Origin of the sequence: Cupriavidus laharis (genome assembly GCF_914271435.1) — a bacterium.
Lineage (GTDB): Bacteria > Pseudomonadota > Gammaproteobacteria > Burkholderiales > Burkholderiaceae > Cupriavidus > Cupriavidus laharis.
In genome coordinates, this window is the sequence record NZ_CAJZAI010000001.1 from 635,145 (window position 1) to 655,662 (window position 20,518).

Below are 20,518 nucleotides of genomic sequence, written 5' to 3' on the forward strand. Positions count from 1 at the left end.
GCCGGCAGCCCATTCCCGCCCGAACTGCGGACCCCGCCGGCGGTCTACTGGGCGGGCCGCGTGGCGCCGGCGGCGATAATAGAGCCCCTGCAGACCCGCAAGTCGCCCCCCGAAGACCACACCAACAGGGACGAATGACGCCAACTAGACACGATATTGCCGGCCGACGCCGGATGCTGGGATGGATACTCGCGGCCGCTTCCGCCGCGCTGGCCGCCGGTTGCGGCACCATGTCCTCCGAACCCGCGCCCGAGGGCTTCTACCGCGTGGAGAGCGGCGACACGCTGTATTCGATCGCGCGCAAGCATCGCCGCAATGTGCGCGATCTGGTGCGCTGGAACAACCTGCCGAGCGCGGATCGCATCGAAGTCGGCCAGCTTATCCGGGTCAGGCCGCCGGGCACGGCGACCGCTTCGTCATCCGGCACGCCGCCTCAGAATGTGACTGATACGCCGCGCGCGGACGCCGGCGGCCAGTCGAAGCCGCCCGCGAGCGCGATCCGGCTGCAGTGGCCCGCCGACGGCAAGGTCATGGCGCGCTTCTCGCCGCCTGCGAGCAAGGGCCTGACCATTGCGGTACCGCCTGGCGGCACCGTGAAGGCCGCCGCGGCGGGCTGGGCCATCCACGTCGGCAACTTGCGCGGCTACGGCATGCTGGTGATTGTCAAGCACAACGACGATTGGCTGACCGTCTACGGCAACCTGGACAAGCCGCTGGTCAGCGAAGGCGCGCGCGTTGCCGCGGGCCAGGACGTCGGCCGCATGGGCAACACCGCTGGCGAACTGCACTTCGAAGTGCGCGGCAACGGCAAGCCGGTCGATCCGGCCAACTACCTGCCAGCGCGCGGCTAAGGGGCTGCGCTCCGCTACTGCGCGTGCTCGATCACGAGCTGTACGCGCGTGATGCCGTTGAAGGTATTGTTGTCGAGCCGGTAGGCTACCTGAGCGCTGGCGCCGAGCTCGTCGGCGTGATTGAACCAGATCGCGTCGAAGCGCTGCTTGCCGCGCCCGAGCTGCAGCTTGAGGTGCTTGCCCTTGAGCACGCTCTGGCGCAGCACGTCGAACTCGCCGCAGAAGGTCGGCGCCGGAAAGCCCTGGCCCCACACCTGCTGCTCCAGCAGCGTGACGAATTCCGGGCTGAAGCACTGGTCCTCGATGTCGCCGTCGGTCTCGATCACGCGCGCGAGCTGGTCGTCGGTCAGCCATTCCCTGCCGACCGCTTCGAAGGCTTCCTGGAACTCGGCAAAGCGCTCGGCGCGCACGGTCAGGCCGGCCGCCATGGCGTGGCCGCCGAACTTGACCATCATGCCCGGGCAGCGCTTGGAGACCAGGTCGAGCGCATCGCGCAGGTGGAAGCCGGGGATCGAGCGGCCGGACCCCTTGACCGTGGTGTCGTCGCCGGGCGCGAAGGTGATGGTCGGGCGATGGAACTTGTCCTTCAGCCGCGAGGCGACGATGCCGATCACGCCCTGGTGCCAGGTGTCGTTGAACACGCTGACGGTAAAGCGTGCCGACGGATCGAGGCCGGCCAGCGGCTGTTCGAGGATCTGCAAGGCTTCCTGCTGCATGCCGGCTTCGATGTCGCGCCGCTCGCGGTTCATGCCGTCCAGCTCCTGGGCGATTTCCCAGGCACGGTTGGCATCGTCTGTCAGCAGGCATTCGATGCCGAGCGACATGTCGGCGAGCCGGCCGGCGGCATTCAGCCGCGGGCCCAGGCCGAAACCAAGGTCGAAGGTGTTGGCCCGCGCGGCCTCACGGCCCGCGGCACGGAACAGCGCGGCGACGCCCGGTTGCATGCGGCCGGCACGCATCCGCTTCAGGCCCTGTGCCACCAGGATGCGGTTGTTGGCGTCGAGCTTGACCACGTCGGCCACCGTTCCCAGGGCCACCAGATCCAGCAGCGTTTGCAGCGGTGGCTGGGTTTGCTGCGTGTAGACACCGCGCTTGCGCAGTTCGGCGCGCAGCGCCAGCAGCACGTAGAACATCACGCCCACGCCGGCCAGGTTCTTGCTGGGGAATTCACAGCCCGGCTGGTTCGGATTGACGATCACCGCCGCCTCGGGCAGCTCCGCGCCCGGAAGGTGGTGGTCGGTCACCACCACGTCGATGCCCAGCGCGTTGGCGGCTGCCACGCCGTCGACGCTCGCAATGCCGTTGTCGACCGTCACGATCACGTCGGGCTGCTGCTTCGCAGCCAGTGCGACGATCTCCGGCGTCAGCCCATAGCCGTACTCGAAACGGTTGGGGACGATGTATTCCACGCGTGCGCCCAGCATGCGCAGCCCGCGCACGCCGACCGCGCAGGCCGTCGCGCCGTCGCAGTCATAGTCGGCCACGATCAGCAGGCGCTTTTGTGCTGCAATCGCGTCGGCCAGGTACCCGGCGGCATGGCCGATGCCCTTCATGGCCGCGGGCGGCACCAGCTCCGGCAGTTCGGTGGAGAGTTCGGACGGCTGCGCCACGCCGCGCGCGGACAGGATGCGGGCCAGGGTCGGGTGCAGGCCGGCGGCGGCCAGGGTGCTGGCGTGCTCGGTGGAGTAGGGGCGGATGGCAATCCGGGTCATGGGGCGGTCTGCTTCTTCTGTATCTGTATTCGGGGGTTCAGGCGGTGAAGGCGAGGTCGGACAGCAGCGCGCGCCAGTCGCCGCGCTGGCCCATGCCGCGCCAGAACTTGCGCAGGTCGGCGCGGCGCACGGTGAACTCGGCGAAGTGGTTCTCGCCGCCGAGCACCAGCGTGATGGCTTCGATGCTGCCGTCGCCAAGCGCCTGCAGCGCCGGCGCGAACCAGTCGGCGTCCAGCGCGTGCATGCGTTCGATCCACAGGCCCCAGTCTTCGGCGATATGGGCTTCGGTGGCGCTGTCGAGCATCGCCATGGCCGAGCCTTCGGTCGGCAGACCGGCAAATCCGGCCGGTATGGCCGCGACGCGGCTGCCACCGGCGAGCCCCAGGCCGGCCAGGAAAGGATCGTCGGTCACGATGGCGTCGGCCAGCTTCGGCACCGGCTGCATCGCGCCGCCGCCGTACAGCCAGACGGAATTGACGGGCAGTTCGCCGGCCGCCTCGCGTGCCTGGTTGACCGGGTGATCGAACCACGTCATCTGGATCTCGTTCTGCAGTCGGCGCCAGTCGCGCGCGCGCTCGCCGGCCTGCAGCCAGATGTCGATATTGCGGCCGGTGGCGCGCAGCGGCGTGGTGGCGTCCAGCGGGCCGAACACGGCTTCCGGCAGGTACCAGCGGGCCGCGCAGGGCGTCTCGAGCGTGATGTCCGCCTCGCGCAGCAACGGCTCGATGGCGGCGTGCAGTGATGCGGCTTCCTCGTCACGCACGCGCAGCTGGTCCGGGTGCATCAGCACCAGGTGGTCGCGCGCGGCATGGATGTGCACGAGTTGCAGGCAGGCCCAGCCGTCGTGGTCCGCCGGCGCGGCGACGCCGCTGTCGGCCAGGCGCATATAGGGCGCCATCGGCACCCTGGCCGTGTCCAGTCCGGCCTTGCCGGCCAGCCAGCGTTCGTGCGGCAGGCTGCGCAGCCAGGGGTCGTCGTGCCGCTCGCGCTGGCCGGGTGTCGCCCGGGTCAGCAACTTTCCGAGCGCGGGCAACTCCAACTGCCGCAGCAGCGCGCCGGGCACGACGTCGTCCGTGGCGTCGTCGCCGGCACCCGGCGGGACGGAAAAGGGCACAATCAGGGTCAGGTGCGTCATCATGGTGGCGAGATTGTAAACTTCCGGCTGGCCGGCGCCAGCCTTGCGTGTGGCGCGGGACACCTGCGCCACCGGACAGGGCGCTTTCCCGAAACAACAGGAACCCTCTTGAACTTTCCCTACGAGTGGCAGATTGGCTGGCGATACACCCGCGCAAGCAAGCGCGCCAGCCGCAATACGTTCATATCGTTCATCTCGATGATCTCGATGTCGGGCATCGCGCTCGGCGTGGCCGCGCTGATCGTGGTGCTGTCGGTGATGAACGGCTTCCAGAAGGAAGTGCGCGACCGCATGCTGTCGGTGCTGTCGCATATCGAGGTGATCGGCCCGTCGGCGCTGCCGGACTGGCAACGCACCGCGGCCGAGGCCATGCAGAACAAGGAAGTCGTGGGTGCGGCGCCATACGTGGCGGCCCAGGCCATGGTGACACGCGAAGATGCCGTGCGCGGCGTGCTGCTGCGCGGCGTGGACCCGGCTGAGGAGCCGAAGGTGTCGGACATCGGCAAGCAGTTCAAGGCCGGCCACATGGAAAGCCTGCAGCCGGGCGAGTTCGGCATTGCGCTCGGTAATGAACTGGCCAACGCCATGGGCGTGCAGGTCGGCGACAAGATCACGCTGCTGGCGCCGCAGGGCACCATCACGCCGGCCGGCGTGCTGCCGCGCCTGAAGCAGTTCACGGTGGTCGGCGTGTTCTCTTCGGGCCATTTCGAGTTCGACAGCGCGCTGGCCCTCGTCAATATCCGCGATGCCGAGACGTTGTTCCGCATGACCGGCCCGACCGGCGTGCGCCTGAAGCTGGCGGACATGCAGCGCGCCCCGCAGGTGGCCAACGAACTGGCCGGCACGATGTCGGGCGAGCTCTACCTGCGCGACTGGTCCAAGCAGAACCGGAACTGGTTCGCCGCGGTGCAGACCGAGAAGCGCATGATGTTCATCATCCTGACGCTGATCATCGCCGTGGCCGCGTTCAACCTGGTGTCGACGCTGGTGATGACGGTCACCGACAAGCAGGCCGACATTGCCATCCTGCGCACCATGGGCGCGCAGCCCGGATCGATCATGAAGATCTTCATCGTGCAGGGCGTGGCGATCGGCTTCATCGGCACCTTGCTGGGCGTGGCGGGCGGCACGCTGATCGCCACCAATATCGACGTGATCGTGCCTTTCATCGAGCGGCTGCTGCACGTGCAGTTCCTGCCGCGCGACATCTATTTCATCAGCGAACTGCCCTCGGACCCGCGTGTGAACGATATCGCCACCATCGGCATCATTTCCTTCGTGCTGGCCACGCTGGCCACGATCTACCCAAGCTGGCGCGCCGCCCGCGTCAATCCGGCGGAGGCACTGCGCTATGAGTGAAGCCATGCTGCAAGCCGATACCCGGCCCGTCGGCGGGCTGCCGCGCACGGGCACGCCGGTGCTGCTGGGCGAAGGCCTGTTCAAGCGTTTCCGCCAGGGCGGGCTCGACGTCGAAGTGCTGAAAGGCGTGGACGTGCGTGTGGAAGCGGGCGAGAAAGTTGCCATCGTCGGCGCTTCAGGCTCGGGCAAGAGCACGCTGCTGCATGTGCTGGGCGGGCTGGACAATCCTGACGCCGGCCGCGTTGCGCTGCACGGCAAGCCGTTCACGGCGCTGCGCGAGCGCGAGCGCAATGTGGTCCGCAATCGCTCGCTCGGCTTCGTCTACCAGTTCCACCACCTGCTGCCGGAATTCACGGCGCTCGACAACGTGGCCATGCCCATGCGTATCCGTGGGCTGAACCAGCAGCAGGCGCGCGACGCGGCGCAGGCCATGCTCGAGCGTGTCGGCCTGGGCGGCCGTTCGAAGCATCGCCCCGGCGAACTGTCGGGCGGCGAGCGCCAGCGCGTGGCGATTGCGCGGGCGCTGGTCGGGCAGCCGGCCTGCGTGCTCGCCGACGAACCGACCGGCAACCTCGACGACCACACCGCCGGCGGCGTGTACGACCTGATGCTCGAACTGTCGCGCACGCTGGGCACCAGCTTTGTCATCGTCACGCACGACCTGGACCTGGCCAATCGCTGCGACCGGGTATTGCGGCTGCGCGACGGGCACCTGCATCAGGAACGCTGACCCTCCGGCAGCCATGTGGATCGACACCCATTGCCATCTCGACGCCAGCGAATTCGACCGCGACCGCGGCCAGGTGGCTGATGCTGCCGCGGCTGCGGGCGTGACCGGCATCGTGGTGCCGGCGGTGGCGGTGTGGAACTTCGACGCGGTGCGCACGCTTGCGCGGCAGGACTCACGCTGCGTCTATGCGCTCGGCATCCATCCGCTGTGCTCGACTGATACGACGCAGGCCGATGTGGATGCGTTGCGCAGGGAGGTGGCGGCGTCGATCGATGATCCGCGCTTTGTCGGCGTCGGCGAGATCGGCCTCGACTTCTTCGTTGCCGGCCTCGACGCGGAACACCAGACCTGGCTGTATATCGAGCAGTTGAAGATCGCGCGCGAGTTCGACCTGCCGGTGCTGCTGCACGTGCGCAAGTCGCAGGACCAGGTCTGCGCACAACTGCGCAAGCTGGGCGTGCGGCAGGGCATCGCCCATGCCTTCAATGGCAGCCACGACCAGGCGCGCCGCTTCATCGAGCAGGGACTCAAACTGGGCTTTGGCGGCAACGTGACGTTCAGCCGCGCGCGGCAGATTCGCCGGCTGGCCACCGAGCTGCCACTCGATGCGCTGGTGCTGGAGACCGATGCGCCCGATATTGCCCCCGCGTGGCTGTCCGACGACCAGTTCGGCGAGCAGCACAAGGCCCGCAATACGCCCGCCGAAGTCGCGGGCGTCGCGCGCGTGCTCGGCGAACTGCGCGGGCTGGAGCCGCCCGCGCTGGCGCAGGCCATGTGGCGCAATTCGGTTGCCGCGCTGCCACGCCTGGCCGCGTTCGCGGACGCGATGGCGCCCGCCGGCAATAACCCATCCGACAACAACCGTTGACACGCTGACAAGTTTTTTCCGGTGGCGCGAGGGTACAACGATGGCCCTCTGAACTTGCCGGGGACGCTTCGTGCGCCTGATCCTGCTGGGTTTCGTAGCCGGCTGCTGGGCCCTGCAGCGGCAGGGCAGGCTGCCGGCGGCAAGCACGCTCGGCATGGCGGTGCTCGTATTGGCCGCTCTGGCAATCCTGGCTGTCCGGCTCGTCCGGCGCAGACCTGCCAGCTGGAAAGCGCGTGGGCTGGCGGTTCTGCTGGCGGTTTCCGTGGCGTTTTGCTGGGCAGCGTGGCGCGCGCACGCGCGCATGGGCGACTGGCTGCCGACGCAGCTCGAGGCGCGCGACATCGAGGTGGACGGCGTGGTGTCCGGCCTGCCGGCCGAACTGTCGCAGGGTGCGCGCTTTGCCTTCACAGTCGAGGCCGCACCGCGCGGCGAACGCGTGCCGGAACACGTCGTGCTGACCTGGCGCGAAGCTCCCGCTGAATTGCGCCCGGGCCAGCGCTATGCATTCACGGTGCGATTGCGCCGTCCGCGCGGGCTGGCCAATCCCCACGGTTTCGACTACGCATACTGGCTGCTCGCGCAAGGCTATGGCGCGACGGGTTATGTGCGCAGCGTCCGCAACGGCCCGCACGAAGCGGCGCATGAACGGCTGGCGTGGCGCATTCAGGCGCAACGTGCCGCACTGCGCGACCACATCCGCGCGGCGCTTCCGGTCGATGCGCGTTTCGCGCCGGTGCTGGTGGCGTTGGTTGTTGGCGACCAGCGTGGAATAGAAGGCGACGACTGGCTGCTGTTCAGCCGCACCGGCATCGGCCATCTCGTCAGCATCTCGGGGCTCCATATCACCATGATCGCCGGCATGGCCGCGGGGCTCATGCACTGGGCCTGGCGGCATTCGTTTGGCCTCGGGCGCCGCCTGCGCCGGCCGCTGCCGCTGCGGTGCCCGGCGCGGCAGGCAGCGCTCGTGGCAGCAGTGCTGGCCGGCCTGGGCTACGGGCTGATCGCCGGGCTGCAGATTCCCGCGCTGCGCACGGTGGCGATGCTGTCGATCGCCGCGCTGGCCGCGTGGAGCGCGCGCACGCCGCCGGCATCGATGGTGCTCGCGTGGGCGGCGTTCGTCGCGCTTCTGCTGGACCCGTGGGCGGTGATGCTGCCGGGCTTCTGGCTGTCATTTGGCGCGGTAGGCGTGATCTTCCTGGCGGCGTCGCGGCCCGATGTTCCTGTCAGTGGCTTCCGGGCACGCGTGCGCGCCACGCTGGCCTCGGCGGTGCGTACACAGTGGGCGGTCACGCTCGGGCTGGTACCGCTCACGCTCCTGCTGTTCCGGCAATTTCCCGTGATTTCCCCATTGGCCAACGCGGTCGCGATTCCCGTGGTCAGCATGCTGGTCACGCCACTGGCATTGCTCGGCGCGGTGATGCCGGCCGTGCTGGCCGGCCCGTTGCTGGCCGTTGCACACCAGGCGCTGGCGTGGCTGGTGGAGATGCTGCGGTGGCTGGCATCGCCCGAATGGGTCGTCTGGGAAACCGCGCAGGCCGGGGTACTGGAGACGGTGCTGGCCTTGCTGGGTATGCTCGTCCTGCTTGCCCCGGCCGCCTTCGGGCTGCGCATACGGCTGCATGGGCTGCTGTTGATGCTGCCCATGCTGCTCGCGCGCGGCGATGACGTGGCGCCCGGGGAATTCCGGGCAGCGATGCTCGATGTGGGACAGGGCACGGCCGTACTGGTGCAGACGCGCGCACATGCCTTGCTCTACGATGCCGGCCCTGCCTATGCATCGGGCGGCAGCGCCGGCGCTCAAGTCGTCGTGCCCTATCTGCGCGCGCTGGGAGTGCGCCGGCTGGACCATCTCATGGTGAGTCACGAAGATGCCGACCACGCCGGCGGCGCGCAGCACGTCATGGCGGCCGTGCCGGTCGATGTCCGGTTCACTGCGGCGCCGTCCGGGCATGCGCTGCTGGGCAAGGCCGAATGGGAGCCGTGCGCGGCCGGCCAGCATTGGGAGTGGGATGGGGTTGATTTCACGGTGCTTCATCCCGGCGCAGGACAATCGCGCGATGCGGCCCTGGCGAGCAATGCGCGGAGCTGCGTGCTGCGCGTGGACAACGGCCGTCATCGCGTGCTGCTGACCGGCGACATCGGCAAGGCGGAAGAGCGTGAGCTCGTCGAGCGGCTGCCTGGCAATCTGCTGCGCGCCGATGTCCTCGTCGTGCCGCATCATGGCAGCGGCACCTCTTCCAGTCCGGAGTGGCTCGCGGCCGTCAACCCTGGTGCCGCGGTGTTCCAGCTCGGCTATCGCAACCGTTACCAGCATCCGCGCGCCGACGTCTGGGAGCGCTATGGCGACGCCGGCATCCTGCGCTACCGCACGGACGAAACCGGGGCGGTCACGATGTCCACGCACGGCCAGGCCTACGCCATGGACGCGTTTCGCCAAGCGGAGCCACGCTATTGGCGCGACGCACCGGTCGCGCCGCGATAGTGGGGTGCGTCCTCAGCCGGCAGTCCGGGCGCGCGCCCGCGATGTTGCCTTGCGGCTGGTGGGCGGTACCGGTGCATCCGGCTCCTGCGGCGCGCGCGCGGGCTCGGCGCCGCCGATGCGGCGCTCGCGCAGATGGGCCTTGGCGCGCTGCAGGCCGGCGGCGACGGTATCGGCACGTTCGAGCGCCACGCCGGCCGCGAGCACGTCACCGAGCACGAGATGGCTGATGCGCGAAGTCATCGGCGTATAGACCTCGCTGTCCTCCTCCACGTCGGAGAACACGCAGACATCGGCCAGCCTGGCCAGCGGCGAGCCGCTGTGCGTCAGCGCCAGCACGCTCGCGCCGCTGGAGCGGGCCAGCGTGGCGGCGGTCAGCATGTCCCACGTGCGGCCGCTGTTGGAAACCAGCACGGCCACATCGCCCGGCCCCAGCAGCGCGGCGGACATGCTGAACACATGCGGGTCGGAGTAGGCCGTGGTGGGCATGCCCAGGCGAAAGAACTTGTGCTGGATGTCGAGTGCCACGATGCCCGAATTGCCGCAGCCGTAGAACTCGATCCGGCGCGCGGCGGCCAGCAGGCGGATGCCGTGCTCGATCTGGTCCGCCGACAGCGCATTGCGCACGCTCATCAGCGTGGCAATGGTGCGGTCGAACACCTTGCAGGCGATGTCGGCCGGGCCATCGTCCGGCTTCACGTCCTGGTGGACGAACGGTGTGCCGCCGCCTACGTTCTGGGCGAACTGCAGCTTGAATTCGCGGAATCCATCGTAGCCCAGCGCCGCGCAGAAACGCGCGATCGTGGGTTGCGACACCCCGGCGCGCTCGGCCAGCTCGGGCATCGAGAGCCGGATCACGCTGGCGCCGTGGCGGGCCACATAGTCGGCCAGGCGGCGTTCGGACGGGCGGAGCGTGTCGTAGACGGCAAGGATTCGGTCGCGCATGACGTTGGCAGGGTGTTGCGGGAAGATCGTGAATGTAGATATTCTACAGCGCGGAAGTCATCGGGAATCAGCCGATTGTTGATTGATGGCACTAGGGGTTTCCCGAATTTTGGTATTTTTCGGGGATTTGTGACGTGCGCGAGGCTGCTCAGGTGATGGCGGTGTCGCTATAATGTAGAAAATCTACATGTCGAGGGCGGTCAAATCCGCCTGGACTTCCTACAGGAACGTTCGTCCATGCCCCACGCCGTCCATGCTGAAATCCTTGCCGTGACCCGGCGCATCACCGAGCGCAGCCGCGCGAGCCGTGCGGCGTACCTTGCGCGCTGCGAGCGGGCCCAGGCGGAGCTTGGCCCGCTGCGCGGCCTGTCCTGCGCCAACCTGGCTCACGGCTTTGCCGCGCTGCCGGCCCACGACAAGCTCAAGCTACGCGTGGAGCATGCGCCCAACCTGGGCATCGTGACGGCCTACAACGACATGCTGTCCGCGCATCAGCCGTACGAGCGCTACCCCGGCGTGATCCGCGAAGCGGCGCGCGCCGTGGGCGCCGTGGCGCAGGTGGCCGGCGGCGTGCCGGCGATGTGCGACGGCATCACGCAGGGCAATCCGGGTATGGAGCTGTCGCTGTTCTCGCGCGACGCGATCGCCATGAGCACGGCGGTATCGCTGTCCCACAACACGTTCGACGCGGCGGTAATGCTGGGCGTGTGCGACAAGATCGTGCCGGGCCTCGTCATGGGCGCGTTGCAGTTTGGTCATCTTCCGGTCGTGTTCGTGCCGGCCGGGCCGATGGCGAGTGGCCTGCCGAACAAGGAGAAGGCCCGCGTGCGCCAGCTCTACGCAACTGGCCAGGTAGGCCGGGAAGCTTTGCTTGAAGCCGAATGCGAGGCCTATCACAGCGCCGGCACCTGCACCTTCTACGGCACGGCCAACAGCAACCAGTTCCTGATGGAAATCATGGGCCTGCACCTGCCGGGCGCGGCGTTCGTCCACCCGGACAGCGGCCTGCGTGACGCGCTGACCGCCGCGGCGGCGCAGCGCGCGCTGGCACTGTCGGCGCGAGGCGGCGAATACCTGCCGATGGCTCGCATCGTCGACGAGCGCGCGGTCGTCAACGCGATGGTCGGCTTGCTGGCTACCGGCGGCTCCACCAACCACACCATCCACCTGGTCGCCATGGCGCGCGCCGCCGGCGTGCTGATCGACTGGGACGATTTTGACCGCCTGTCCCGCGTCACGCCGCTGCTTGCGCGCGTGTATCCGAACGGCTCGGCGGACGTGAACCACTTCCATGCCGCGGGCGGCACGGGCTATGTGATCGGCCAGCTGCTGGAGGCCGGACTCGTGCATGAGGACGTGCAGACCGTGGCTGGCCCCGGGCTGGCGCGCTACACCCAGGAGCCGGTGCTGATCGACGGTGTCCTGCGCTGGCGCGATGGCGCAAGCGCCAGCGGCGATGCGCAGGTGCTGGCCACGATGGCCGAGCCGTTCTCGGCCGAGGGCGGCCTGCGCCTGATGCAGGGCAACCTGGGGCGCGGCGTGATCAAGGTGTCCGCCGTGGCCCCGGAACACCGCGTGGTCGAGGCGCCGGCGCGCGTGTTCGACTCGCAGGAGGCCCTGCAGGCCGCCTTCGAGGCGGGCGAGCTGAACGGCGACGTGGTGGCCGTGGTGCGCTTTCAGGGGCCCAATGCCAACGGCATGCCCGAGCTGCATCGCCTCACGCCCGTGCTCGGTGCGCTGCAGGACGCCGGCCACCACGTGGCGCTGGTCACGGACGGGCGCATGTCGGGTGCGTCCGGCAAGGTGCCCGCGGTGATCCACGTGGGTCCCGAAGCGCTGGCCGGTGGTCCGCTCGCGCGCGTGCGCGATGGCGATCGGCTGCGCGTGGACGCCGTGGCCGGTACGCTTGCCTGGCTCGGCGACCCCGCGGAGTTCGCGGCTCGTCCGGTGGCGCCCGCGCCGGCCGATGATTTCGCGCAATTCAGCGTGGGCCGCGGCCTGTTCGGGCTGTTCCGGCGCCACGCGCGCATGGCGGAAGAGGGCGGCAGCGCACTTGACCTGTCCGAGGCGGATGCCGTCCCTGCGGCGGCCGCACCCGGAACTGCCACGGCGGCACATTCCGTCGCACAATAGTCGGGCCACAGGCCCGTTTCACCCGATTCCCCGGCCGGCGCCAGCCGCGTGCCGGGCACCTGCGTGCCGCCTGCCGGCACCAGGCTACCGACAAGGATGGGGCAAACCATCCGACACCATGATCGATGGAGCAGACATGATCTATATCCTGATGGGCGTTTCCGGCAGCGGCAAGTCGACAGTTGGCGAATTGCTGGCGCAACGCCTGGGCTGCGCATTCCATGACGCGGACGAGTTCCACAGCGCCGCCAACAAGGCCAAGATGCACGCCGGCATCCCGCTCACCGACGAAGACCGCTGGCCGTGGCTGGCGGCCATGCGCGAAGCCATCGATGCCGCCCGGGCCGAGGGCCGCACCCACGTGTTCACCTGCTCCGCGCTGCGCCAGGCGTACCGCGAACGGCTCACGCCGCCGGACGGTGGCGTGACGTTCGTCTACATGAAGGGCGATGCGTCGTTGATCGGCTCGCGCCTGTCCGCGCGCACGGACCATTTCTTCAACCCGGCGCTGTTGCAGAGCCAGCTCGAGACACTGGAGGAGCCCCACGGCGCTCTCGTGCTCGATATCCGGCAGACGCCGGAGGCGCTGGTGCAAGCCATTCTTGCCGACGGCGAAAGGCACAGCGTCGCGGCCGTGCGCTGACCTTGGGCGCGCCGCCTGCCGTTGCGCTGGCAGGTATCTTGCTTAACCCGTTTCCGTGCCGCGCAGCCGCGGGGGACTTGCGGCTTTCGCTGGCACAGGTATGCTGAAAGGGCCAGTCACTCGACAGCTGTACAGCCAGGAAAAACAAGGGGGCGGCGATTCCGGCGGGATGCCGGCAGGCCAGGCGGACCAGGACGTCCCCCATTTCACGGAGGGAAGGGCCATCATGGCGGCGCGTTATTTCGACGAGATGCTGGATTGGCGGGATGACGATAGGAATACCGTCATCCAGGCGGGGCAGGCTTTGCCGGGCGGTCTGGTGCGGCCGCACTACCGGCAGTTTTCGGACTGGCTGGCGCGGCAGTCCGAAAACACCATGGCCAACAAGCGCGCCGAGGCGGACCTGATCTTCCGGCGCGTGGGCATCACCTTCGCCGTCTACGGCGACAAGGACGAGTCCAACAGTGGCACCGAGCGGACCATTCCGTTCGACGTGATCCCGCGCATCTTTCCCGCCAGCGAGTGGGCCACCCTGGAGAAGGGCCTGCGCCAGCGCGTGGCGGCGCTGAACCGCTTCATCCACGACATCTACCATGGCCAGGACATCATCCGCGCGGGCGTGATCCCGCCGGACCAGATCTACAACAACGCGCAGTACCGGCCCGAGATGCTCGGCGTGGACGTGCCTCGCGACATCTATGCGCACGTGGCCGGCATCGACGTGGTGCGCGCCGGCGAGGGCGAGTTCTACGTGCTGGAGGACAACCTGCGCGTGCCCTCTGGCGTGTCGTACATGCTCGAAAACCGCAAGATGATGATGCGGTTGTTCCCGGACCTGTTCGCTCGCAACCGGGTGGCGCCGGTGGCCCACTATCCCGACCTGCTGCTGGACATGCTGCGCGGGGTCTCGCCACAGGCCATCTCCGACCCGACCGTGGTAGTGCTGACGCCGGGCATGTACAACTCGGCGTACTTCGAGCACGCGTTCCTGGCGCAGCAGATGGGCGTGGAGCTGGTGGAAGGCAGCGACCTGTTCGTCGAGGACGACCATCTCTACATGCGCACCACGCAGGGCCCGCAGCGCATCGACGTGATCTACCGGCGCGTGGACGACGATTTCCTCGATCCGCTGGTGTTCCGGCCCGATTCCTCGCTCGGCGCGGCCGGGCTGCTGTCGGTCTACCGCGCGGGCAACGTGACCATCTGCAATGCCATCGGCACGGGCGTGGCCGACGACAAGTCGATCTACCCGTACGTGCCCGACATGGTCCGCTTCTACCTGGGCGAGGAGGCCATCCTCAACAACGTGCCGACCTATATGTGCCGCCGCCCGGACGACCTGCAGTATGTGCTCGACAACATGGCCGACCTGGTGGTCAAGGAAACCCATGGCGCGGGCGGCTACGGCATGCTGGTGGGCCCGGCGGCCACGCGCGCGGAGATCGATACCTTCCGCGAGGTGGTGAAGTCGCGGCCGGAGCAGTACATCGCCCAGCCGACGCTGGCGTTGTCCACTTGCCCGACTTATGTGGAATCGGGCATCGCGCCGCGCCATATCGACCTGCGTCCCTTCGTGCTGTCGGGGCGGGAGGTGCGCATGGTGCCGGGCGGGCTGACGCGCGTGGCGCTGCGCGAGGGCTCGCTGGTGGTGAATTCCTCGCAGGGCGGGGGCACCAAGGACACCTGGGTGCTGGAGCGCTGAGCCCTCCGCCACCAAGCCGCCAAGACCGCATTGCGAGGAAAACCATCATGCTGAGCCGCACCGCCGACCATCTTTTCTGGATGGCGCGCTATACCGAACGCGCGGAGAACACCGCGCGCATGCTGGACGTCAACTACCAGACGTCGCTGCTGCCGCAGTCCGCGGAAGTGGCGGAGCAGGGCTGGTGGGCCATGCTCGATATTTCGGAGCTGACCCGTGCATTCGACAACAAGTACGGACTGCTGACGCGCGACGACGTGATCGACTTCATGGTGCGCGACATGACCAACCCATCGTCCATCATGAGCTGCCTGCGAGCGGCGCGCGAGAACGCGCGCGCGGTGCGCGGCTCGCTCACCACCGAGGTCTGGGAAACGGTCAACACCACATGGCTCGAAGTGCAGCGCATGATCGCGGACGGAGAGTTGCAGGACGACCCGTCGCGCTTCTTCGAGTGGGTCAAGTTCCGTTCGCACCTGGCGCGCGGCGTGCAGTTCGGCACCATGCTGAAGGACGATGCCTTCCATTTCATGCGGCTCGGCACCTTCCTGGAGCGCGCCGACAACACCGCGCGTATCCTCGACGTGAAGTTCCAGTCATCGGGCTCCGACGACAGCGACCCCAACCGCGAGCAGAACGACTTCTACCACTGGGCCGCGGTACTGCGTTCGGTGTCGGGCTTCGAGGTCTACCGCAAGGTCTACCGCGCGGTGATCACGCCGCAGCGCGTGGCCGAGCTGCTGATCCTGCGCCCGGACATGCCGCGCTCGCTGGTGTCGAGCATGGATGAGGTGGTGGCTATCCTCGCGCTGGTCGGTAACCAGCAATCGGGAGAGACCGAGCGGCAGGCTGGTAAACTCCACGCCGACCTGAAATATGCCCGCATCGACGACATCTTTGCCGTCGGGCTGCACGCCTTCCTGACGAGCTTCCTGGAGCGCATCGGCGACCTCGGCAACGGCATCAGCCGTGATTTCCTGGTGCCGCTGCTGGCGGCCTAGGACTGGCCGCCGACCGGACGCCGCGAGGAGGACGCCATGTGCAGCAGTCGTCGCCGCGGCGCTCTGAATACCGTGAAATACAAGATCCATCACCAGACCGTCTACCGCTACGCGGAGCCGGTGCGGCGCAGCGTGCACGAACTGCGGCTGGCGCCGCGCTCGGGCCCGCTGCAGGCCGTGCAGGCCTGGGAGCTGCAGGCGCCTGGCAACCTGTCCGAGGCGCGCGACGGCTTCGGCAATATCGTCCACAACTTCACCATCAGTCGCCCGGCCGACACGATTGCCATTACCGCGATTGGCGAGGTGCAGGTCACGCCGCCGCATGATGTCGCCGAACGGGACGGCCACCACGCGTTCCGCGATGCCCCTGCCGCGGGTGAGGCGCGCGTGTCGCCGCTGTACTTCATCGGCGGTACGCCGCTCACCACGGCGCCGCCCGAGATGCAGGCCTTTGCGGCGCCTTTCCTGGCAGCGGGGCATGAGGTGCCAGCGCTGCTCGCGCTGGCCGGCGGCATTACCGAACGCGTGCGCTATGCGGCCAATACCACTCACGTCGGCACCTCTGCCGCCGAGGCGTTCCATCTGGGCAGCGGCGTGTGCCAGGACCAGGCGCAGGTAATGGTGGCGGCCTGCCGCGCGTTCGGCATTCCCGCGCGCTATGTGAGCGGATACTTCTACGATCCGGCCGCCACGGAGCTGGCCAGCCATGCTTGGGCGGATGTCTGCCTCGATGCGGGCCAGGACCTGTGGTGCAGCATCGACGTCACGCACCGTTGCGTCACGGACCACCGGCATGTGCGGCTTGCCGTGGGGCGCGACTACCAGTCCGCCGCACCGGTCCGGGGCATCCTCGAAGGCGGTGGCGGCGAGACGTTGCAGGTGAATATCGCCATCACGCCGTTGATCGACTGAAGTGACGCGCGCTGCACCGTGCTGGTGCGGCACTTCACCTAGGCGGTGCGCAGCAGGTGTTTCATCAGCTTGCCGGTGGGTGTGCGGGGCAACTGCTCGCACACAACGAATTCGCGCGGCACTTTGTAGCGTGCCAGTCGTTCGCCGACGAAGGCCTTGAGCGCTTCCGGGTCATGCTGCGTTCCGGCTTTCGGCACCAGCATTGCCACCACCGTTTCGCCCCATTCGGGGTGCGGGCGGCCAATTACCGCGGCATCCTGGATGTCGGCATGCGCGAGCAGCACGTCCTCGACTTCCTTCGAGTACACGTTTTCACCGCCAGTGATGATCATGTCCCTCGCACGGTCGACGATGAACAGGAAGCCTTCGGCGTCGCGGCGGGCCAGGTCGCCGCTGCGGTACCAGCCGTCCTGCAGCACGGCGCTGGTGGCGGCCTCGTTGTCGAGGTAGCCCTGCATCACCGAGTCGGCCTTCAGCCAGATCTCGCCCACTTCATCGGCACCGGCTTCGCTGCCGTCTTCGCGCACCACGCGCAGGTCGACACCCGGTGTGGCAACGCGGCCAATGGAACCGGCCTTGTCCAGCTGTTCCTCGGGGTAGAGCACGGTGCCGCACGGGCCGGTCTCGGTCATGCCGAAGACCTGGAAGAAGCGGTCGCTCCGGTAGGCGCTGGCGAGCCGGCGGGCGGTGTCGGCGCCGATCGGGCCGCCGCCGTAGATCCACGCCCGGATCGAGCGCAGGTCGTACGACGCGACGTCCAGCCCCGACTGCAGCGGCAGCAGGTAGGACACCGGGGCGCCGAAATACAGCGTGGCGCGCTCGTCCTGCGCGGCCTGCAGGAAATGCAGCGGATGGTATTCGCGCAGCAGGATCACGGTACCGCCCACGTAGAGCGTGCCCAGGAACCAGTTGTTGAGCGGTGACGAATGCCATAGCGGCATGGCCATCAGCGTGCGCTCGTCGCGCGTCATCGAGAGCGCGACGGCAGTGGTTAGCGCGGCCTGGCACACGTTACGGTGGCTGAGCAGGCAGCCTTTGGGCTTGCCGGTCGTGCCGGAGGTGTAGAGGATCTCGGCGATGTCGTCGTCGGCAGGCGGCGCGATGTCGGTGGGCGTGGCTGCTGCCACCAGCTCGTCGAAGCTGAGACAGCCTTCGGGCACGCTGTCGGTGGCCAGCAGCGTGACGGCCGTCTGCAGCCGTGCGATCACCGGCGCCAGCGCGCCGTCGAACACGCACACCTTCACGCCGGCGTGCGCAAGGATGTAGTCGACTTCCGGGGCCTGCATCTTGTGGTTGACCGGCACGACCACCGCGCCCAGCCGCAACGCGCCCAGCATTGCGACGACGAAGCCTGGCGTGTTGAAGCACATGATGGCGATGCGGTCGCCGGCGCGCACGCCCTGTGCGGCCAGCACGGCGGCGGCACGGCGTGACAGCGCATCGGCCTCGGCATAGCTGACGGATTGCCCGGCATGCCGCAGCAGCGGCTTGTCAGGGTATTTGCGGGCGTTGCTGTCGAACAGCGCGACGATATTCATAGGTGGCTTGTCTCCCGTTTTTCTCTTCTGGTTTGCTTGTTTTGGTTCGCTTATACCGGCCACGCCCGCGCCAGGATGGCCTTATGCGGCGAGCCTTCGGGCAGCATGCCGAAGATGCGGCCCCACTGCGCATCGAAGCGGCTGGCGATAAAGGCGTCGGCCATGGCCTGCGGCGCATGTTCGCGCAGCAGGCGCGCCTGCACCAGCAGCACGAGTTGCTGCGCATGGCGGCGCGCCTGGGCTTCCAGCGTTTCAGCGGGCTTGCCCAATGCGTCGGCCAGCGCTGCCACTTGCGCGCGCAGCGGGGCGTCACCGGCAAACGCATGGTGCAGGTCGTCGAGCAGCGCGTGCATGGCATCGGGCTCGCGGCCGACAGCGCGCAGCATGTCGAGCGCCATCACGTTGCCCGAGCCCTCCCAGATCGAGATCACCGGCGTTTCGCGATAGAGCCGGCCCACCGGGCTTTCCTCCATGTAGCCGTTGCCGCCGAACACTTCCATGGCCTCGGCCGACAGTTCGATGCTGCGCTTGGCCACCCACAGCTTGGCGGCGGGGGTGACGATGCGCTGGTAGGCGCGCTGCAGCGGGTCTTGCGCGGCCTGCGCGAAGGCTTCGGTCAGGCGCATCATGAGCTGCGTGGCGGCTTCGCTTTCCAGCGCCATGTCGGCCAGCACGTTGCGCATCAGCGGCTGCTCGGCCAGGCGCTTGCCGAAGGCGTGGCGCTCGCGCGCGTGGTGCAGCGATTGCACCAGGCACTGGCGGATCAGGCCGGCGCTGCCCATCACGCAGTTCAGGCGGGTGTAGGTGGCCATCTCGATGATGGTCGGCACGCCGCGGCCTTCTTCGCCGATCATGCGGCCCCAGGCGCCGTGGAACTCGACTTCGCTGCTGGAATTGGAGCGGTTGCCGATCTTGTCCTTCAGGCGCTGGATTTGCACGGCGTTCTTGCTGCCGTCCAGGCGATAGCGCGGCACGAAGAAGCATGACAGGCCGCTCTCGGTGCGCGCCACCACGAGGTGCGCGTCGCACATCGGCGCAGAGAAGAACCACTTGTGGCCGGTGATCTCGTATTCGCCGCCGCGTCCTTCGCCATGCACCGGCACAGCGCGCGTGCTGTTGGCACGCACATCGGAGCCGCCTTGCTTCTCGGTCATGCCCATGCCGACGAGGATCGAGTCCTTCTGTTCCAGCGGGATGTTGCGCGCGTCGTAGCGGCGCGAATAGAGCTTGGGCGCCAGTTGGGCGAACAGTTCGGGCTCCTTCTGCAGCACGGGGATGCACGCGAAGGTCATTGAGTTCGGGCATTGCGAGCCCGCTTCGATCTGCCCGTGCATCGAAAAGCCGGCGGCATAGGCGGCCCATGCGCCGGGGCGCGGGTCGGAGAACGGTTGCGACACCAGGTTCTGCTCGCGCAGCAGGCGCATCACGCCATGCCAGGCCGGATGGAACTCGACGCGGTCGATGCGCCGGCCCTGGCGGTCGTGGGTATGCAGCTCGGGCTTGAAGTGGTTGGCGTCCTCGGCCATGCGCAGCGTTTCGGCGCTGCCAAGGCGTGCGCCGTAGGCAGCGAGCTCGGCCTCGTGGCCGGTGCCGTCGGCGCGCCGCACCGCCTCCTGCAGGGCGATGTCGGTGGTGTAGACGTTATAATCGTGCAGCTCTGTCACCACGTTGGTGACTTCGTGCGTGCCCTGGTTCATGTGCGTGTCTCCGATGGATGGCCGCCTCTATAAGGCAGCCTGCATGGCCAACGAGTATAAGAACGAGCCTGCCCGACGGTGTTCGGGTTTTTCCGAGATGAAGCCAGCGCCCCCCAGTGCTCCTGATCGTCCGCAGCGCCGCAAGCCGGCGCAGTCGCGCGCCCGCGCCACGGCGCATGCCATCCGTGAAGCGTTTGTCCGGCTGCTTGTCGAGAAGAGCTATGACAAGGTCAGCATCCGCCAGGTGATCGCCCTGGCCGGCGTGGGTATCGGCAGCTTCTACGAATACTTCTCGAGCAAGGAAGCGCTGGCCGCGGTCTGCATCCACCTGCGCATCAAGGACATCGCATCGGCCATGAGCGAAAGCATCGACGCCACGCGCGGGCAGCCGTTGCCCGATCGCGTCGATGCCCTGCTGCAGGCCCAGTGCGCGGCGCCGCTGGCCGAACCCGAACAGTGGACAGCCCTGTTCCTGCTGGAGCGCAAGGTCTCCGGCGTGGAGGCATTCCGGAGTCTCTATGCGGAGTTCGTCCAGCTATGGGAAGCAGCGCTGAGCGCCGGTGCCGACTGGCCGGCAGACGCCTTGACGGCCGAGGCCGCATTTGCCGCGCATGCCATGACCTACAGCCTGGTTTCCCAGTCGCTGATGACGTCGGCGCGGCCGCCTGATCCGCAGGCCATGCAGCGCATGCTGCGCACCGCGGTGCATGGCTACCTGTCCGTGGTGGCGCCACTGGCCTACCGAATGCACCGGTTTGACGCCTGAGGAAGGCCCGTGCCGGGCGCCGGACGGGAAATCCGAACACTGTCTCG

General features: G+C 68.1%; 16 protein-coding genes. 11 read left to right on the plus strand and 5 right to left on the minus strand.

The features are described 5' to 3' along the window. Positions 1–134: 134 nt before the first annotated feature. Entirely contained in the window at positions 135–851 is a 717-nt protein-coding gene (locus LDO29_RS02900; RefSeq protein ID WP_224078279.1) for a peptidoglycan DD-metalloendopeptidase family protein, read from the plus strand. 14 nt (positions 852–865) lie between these two features. On the opposite strand, the gene recJ is transcribed toward LDO29_RS02900, so the two are convergent. Both recJ and LDO29_RS02910 read right to left on the minus strand, forming a co-directional pair. Further along, positions 866–2,563, minus strand: coding sequence for a single-stranded-DNA-specific exonuclease RecJ (recJ, locus tag LDO29_RS02905; RefSeq protein WP_224078280.1), 1,698 nt, complete (start codon positions 2,561–2,563; stop codon positions 866–868). Positions 2,564–2,600: 37 nt separating this feature from the next. Further along, positions 2,601–3,701 carry a hypothetical protein gene (locus LDO29_RS02910; RefSeq protein WP_224078449.1) on the minus strand — a complete coding sequence of 367 codons (1,101 nt, stop codon included), beginning with the start codon at positions 3,699–3,701 and terminating at the stop codon, positions 2,601–2,603. A gap of 105 nt (positions 3,702–3,806) precedes the next feature. On the opposite strand from LDO29_RS02910, the gene LDO29_RS02915 reads away from it, so the two are divergent. From LDO29_RS02915 to LDO29_RS02930, 4 genes are all read left to right on the plus strand, one after another. Further along, positions 3,807–5,057, plus strand: a complete 1,251-nt coding sequence (locus tag LDO29_RS02915; RefSeq protein WP_224078281.1) for a lipoprotein-releasing ABC transporter permease subunit — start codon at positions 3,807–3,809, stop codon at positions 5,055–5,057. Then, positions 5,050–5,787, plus strand: a complete 738-nt coding sequence (lolD, locus tag LDO29_RS02920) for a lipoprotein-releasing ABC transporter ATP-binding protein LolD (RefSeq protein ID WP_224078282.1) — start codon at positions 5,050–5,052, stop codon at positions 5,785–5,787. Before LDO29_RS02915 ends, lolD begins: the two co-directional genes overlap by 8 nt. A gap of 13 nt (positions 5,788–5,800) precedes the next feature. After that, complete coding sequence (locus LDO29_RS02925; RefSeq protein ID WP_224078283.1) at positions 5,801–6,655, plus strand: TatD family hydrolase; 855 nt, start codon at positions 5,801–5,803, stop codon at positions 6,653–6,655. Between the two features lie 70 nt (positions 6,656–6,725). Beyond that, positions 6,726–9,137 (plus strand): DNA internalization-related competence protein ComEC/Rec2, encoded by a 2,412-nt coding sequence (locus LDO29_RS02930; RefSeq protein WP_224078284.1) that lies wholly within the window; start codon positions 6,726–6,728, stop codon positions 9,135–9,137. Positions 9,138–9,149: 12 nt separating this feature from the next. On the opposite strand, the gene LDO29_RS02935 is transcribed toward LDO29_RS02930, so the two are convergent. Continuing rightward, complete coding sequence (locus LDO29_RS02935) at positions 9,150–10,079, minus strand: MurR/RpiR family transcriptional regulator (protein ID WP_224078285.1); 930 nt, start codon at positions 10,077–10,079, stop codon at positions 9,150–9,152. A 237-nt stretch (positions 10,080–10,316) separates the two neighbouring features. Here LDO29_RS02935 and edd point away from each other — a divergent pair, with 237 nt between their 5' ends. The 5 genes from edd (at position 10,317) to LDO29_RS02960 (ending at position 16,470) form a co-directional block, all read left to right on the plus strand. After that, positions 10,317–12,212 carry a phosphogluconate dehydratase gene (gene edd / locus LDO29_RS02940; RefSeq protein ID WP_224078286.1) on the plus strand — a complete coding sequence of 632 codons (1,896 nt, stop codon included), beginning with the start codon at positions 10,317–10,319 and terminating at the stop codon, positions 12,210–12,212. Positions 12,213–12,348: 136 nt separating this feature from the next. Then, positions 12,349–12,855: a gluconokinase gene (locus LDO29_RS02945; RefSeq protein WP_224078287.1), complete on the plus strand. Its 507-nt coding sequence runs from the start codon at positions 12,349–12,351 to the stop codon at positions 12,853–12,855. 226 nt (positions 12,856–13,081) lie between these two features. Next, a complete protein-coding gene (locus tag LDO29_RS02950; RefSeq protein ID WP_224078288.1) occupies positions 13,082–14,557 on the plus strand; it encodes a circularly permuted type 2 ATP-grasp protein in 1,476 nt (491 codons plus the stop codon). A 47-nt stretch (positions 14,558–14,604) separates the two neighbouring features. After that, the gene (locus tag LDO29_RS02955) at positions 14,605–15,558 is read left to right on the plus strand and encodes an alpha-E domain-containing protein (RefSeq protein ID WP_224078289.1); all 954 of its coding nucleotides are present in this window, start codon (positions 14,605–14,607) and stop codon (positions 15,556–15,558) included. A gap of 72 nt (positions 15,559–15,630) precedes the next feature. Next, on the plus strand, positions 15,631–16,470 hold the full coding sequence (locus tag LDO29_RS02960; protein WP_224078450.1) for a transglutaminase family protein: 840 nt from the start codon (positions 15,631–15,633) through the stop codon (positions 16,468–16,470). Positions 16,471–16,508: 38 nt separating this feature from the next. Here LDO29_RS02960 and LDO29_RS02965 read toward each other — a convergent pair whose 3' ends face one another. Both LDO29_RS02965 and LDO29_RS02970 read right to left on the minus strand, forming a co-directional pair. After that, a complete protein-coding gene (locus tag LDO29_RS02965; protein WP_224078290.1) occupies positions 16,509–18,008 on the minus strand; it encodes a class I adenylate-forming enzyme family protein in 1,500 nt (499 codons plus the stop codon). A gap of 50 nt (positions 18,009–18,058) precedes the next feature. After that, complete coding sequence (locus LDO29_RS02970; protein WP_224078291.1) at positions 18,059–19,705, minus strand: acyl-CoA dehydrogenase family protein; 1,647 nt, start codon at positions 19,703–19,705, stop codon at positions 18,059–18,061. A gap of 97 nt (positions 19,706–19,802) precedes the next feature. On the opposite strand from LDO29_RS02970, the gene LDO29_RS02975 reads away from it, so the two are divergent. After that, entirely contained in the window at positions 19,803–20,471 is a 669-nt protein-coding gene (locus tag LDO29_RS02975; protein ID WP_224078292.1) for a TetR/AcrR family transcriptional regulator, read from the plus strand. Positions 20,472–20,518 lie beyond the last annotated feature (47 nt).

Excerpts from the sequence above, each read along its gene's own strand:
- LDO29_RS02950 (WP_224078288.1), top strand. The coding sequence starts at position 13,082 with ATGGCGGCGCGTTATTTCGACGAGATGCTGGATTGGCGGGATGACGAT.
- LDO29_RS02970 (WP_224078291.1), bottom strand. The coding sequence starts at position 19,705 with ATGAACCAGGGCACGCACGAAGTCACCAACGTGGTGACAGAGCTGCAC.
- LDO29_RS02945 (WP_224078287.1), top strand. The coding sequence starts at position 12,349 with ATGATCTATATCCTGATGGGCGTTTCCGGCAGCGGCAAGTCGACAGTT.
- LDO29_RS02965 (WP_224078290.1), bottom strand. The coding sequence starts at position 18,008 with ATGAATATCGTCGCGCTGTTCGACAGCAACGCCCGCAAATACCCTGAC.
- LDO29_RS02935 (WP_224078285.1), bottom strand. The coding sequence starts at position 10,079 with ATGCGCGACCGAATCCTTGCCGTCTACGACACGCTCCGCCCGTCCGAA.
- LDO29_RS02925 (WP_224078283.1), top strand. The coding sequence starts at position 5,801 with ATGTGGATCGACACCCATTGCCATCTCGACGCCAGCGAATTCGACCGC.
- LDO29_RS02900 (WP_224078279.1), top strand. The coding sequence starts at position 135 with ATGACGCCAACTAGACACGATATTGCCGGCCGACGCCGGATGCTGGGA.
- LDO29_RS02910 (WP_224078449.1), bottom strand. The coding sequence starts at position 3,701 with ATGATGACGCACCTGACCCTGATTGTGCCCTTTTCCGTCCCGCCGGGT.
- LDO29_RS02975 (WP_224078292.1), top strand. The coding sequence starts at position 19,803 with ATGAAGCCAGCGCCCCCCAGTGCTCCTGATCGTCCGCAGCGCCGCAAG.
- recJ (WP_224078280.1), bottom strand. The coding sequence starts at position 2,563 with ATGACCCGGATTGCCATCCGCCCCTACTCCACCGAGCACGCCAGCACC.
- LDO29_RS02955 (WP_224078289.1), top strand. The coding sequence starts at position 14,605 with ATGCTGAGCCGCACCGCCGACCATCTTTTCTGGATGGCGCGCTATACC.
- edd (WP_224078286.1), top strand. The coding sequence starts at position 10,317 with ATGCCCCACGCCGTCCATGCTGAAATCCTTGCCGTGACCCGGCGCATC.
- lolD (WP_224078282.1), top strand. The coding sequence starts at position 5,050 with ATGAGTGAAGCCATGCTGCAAGCCGATACCCGGCCCGTCGGCGGGCTG.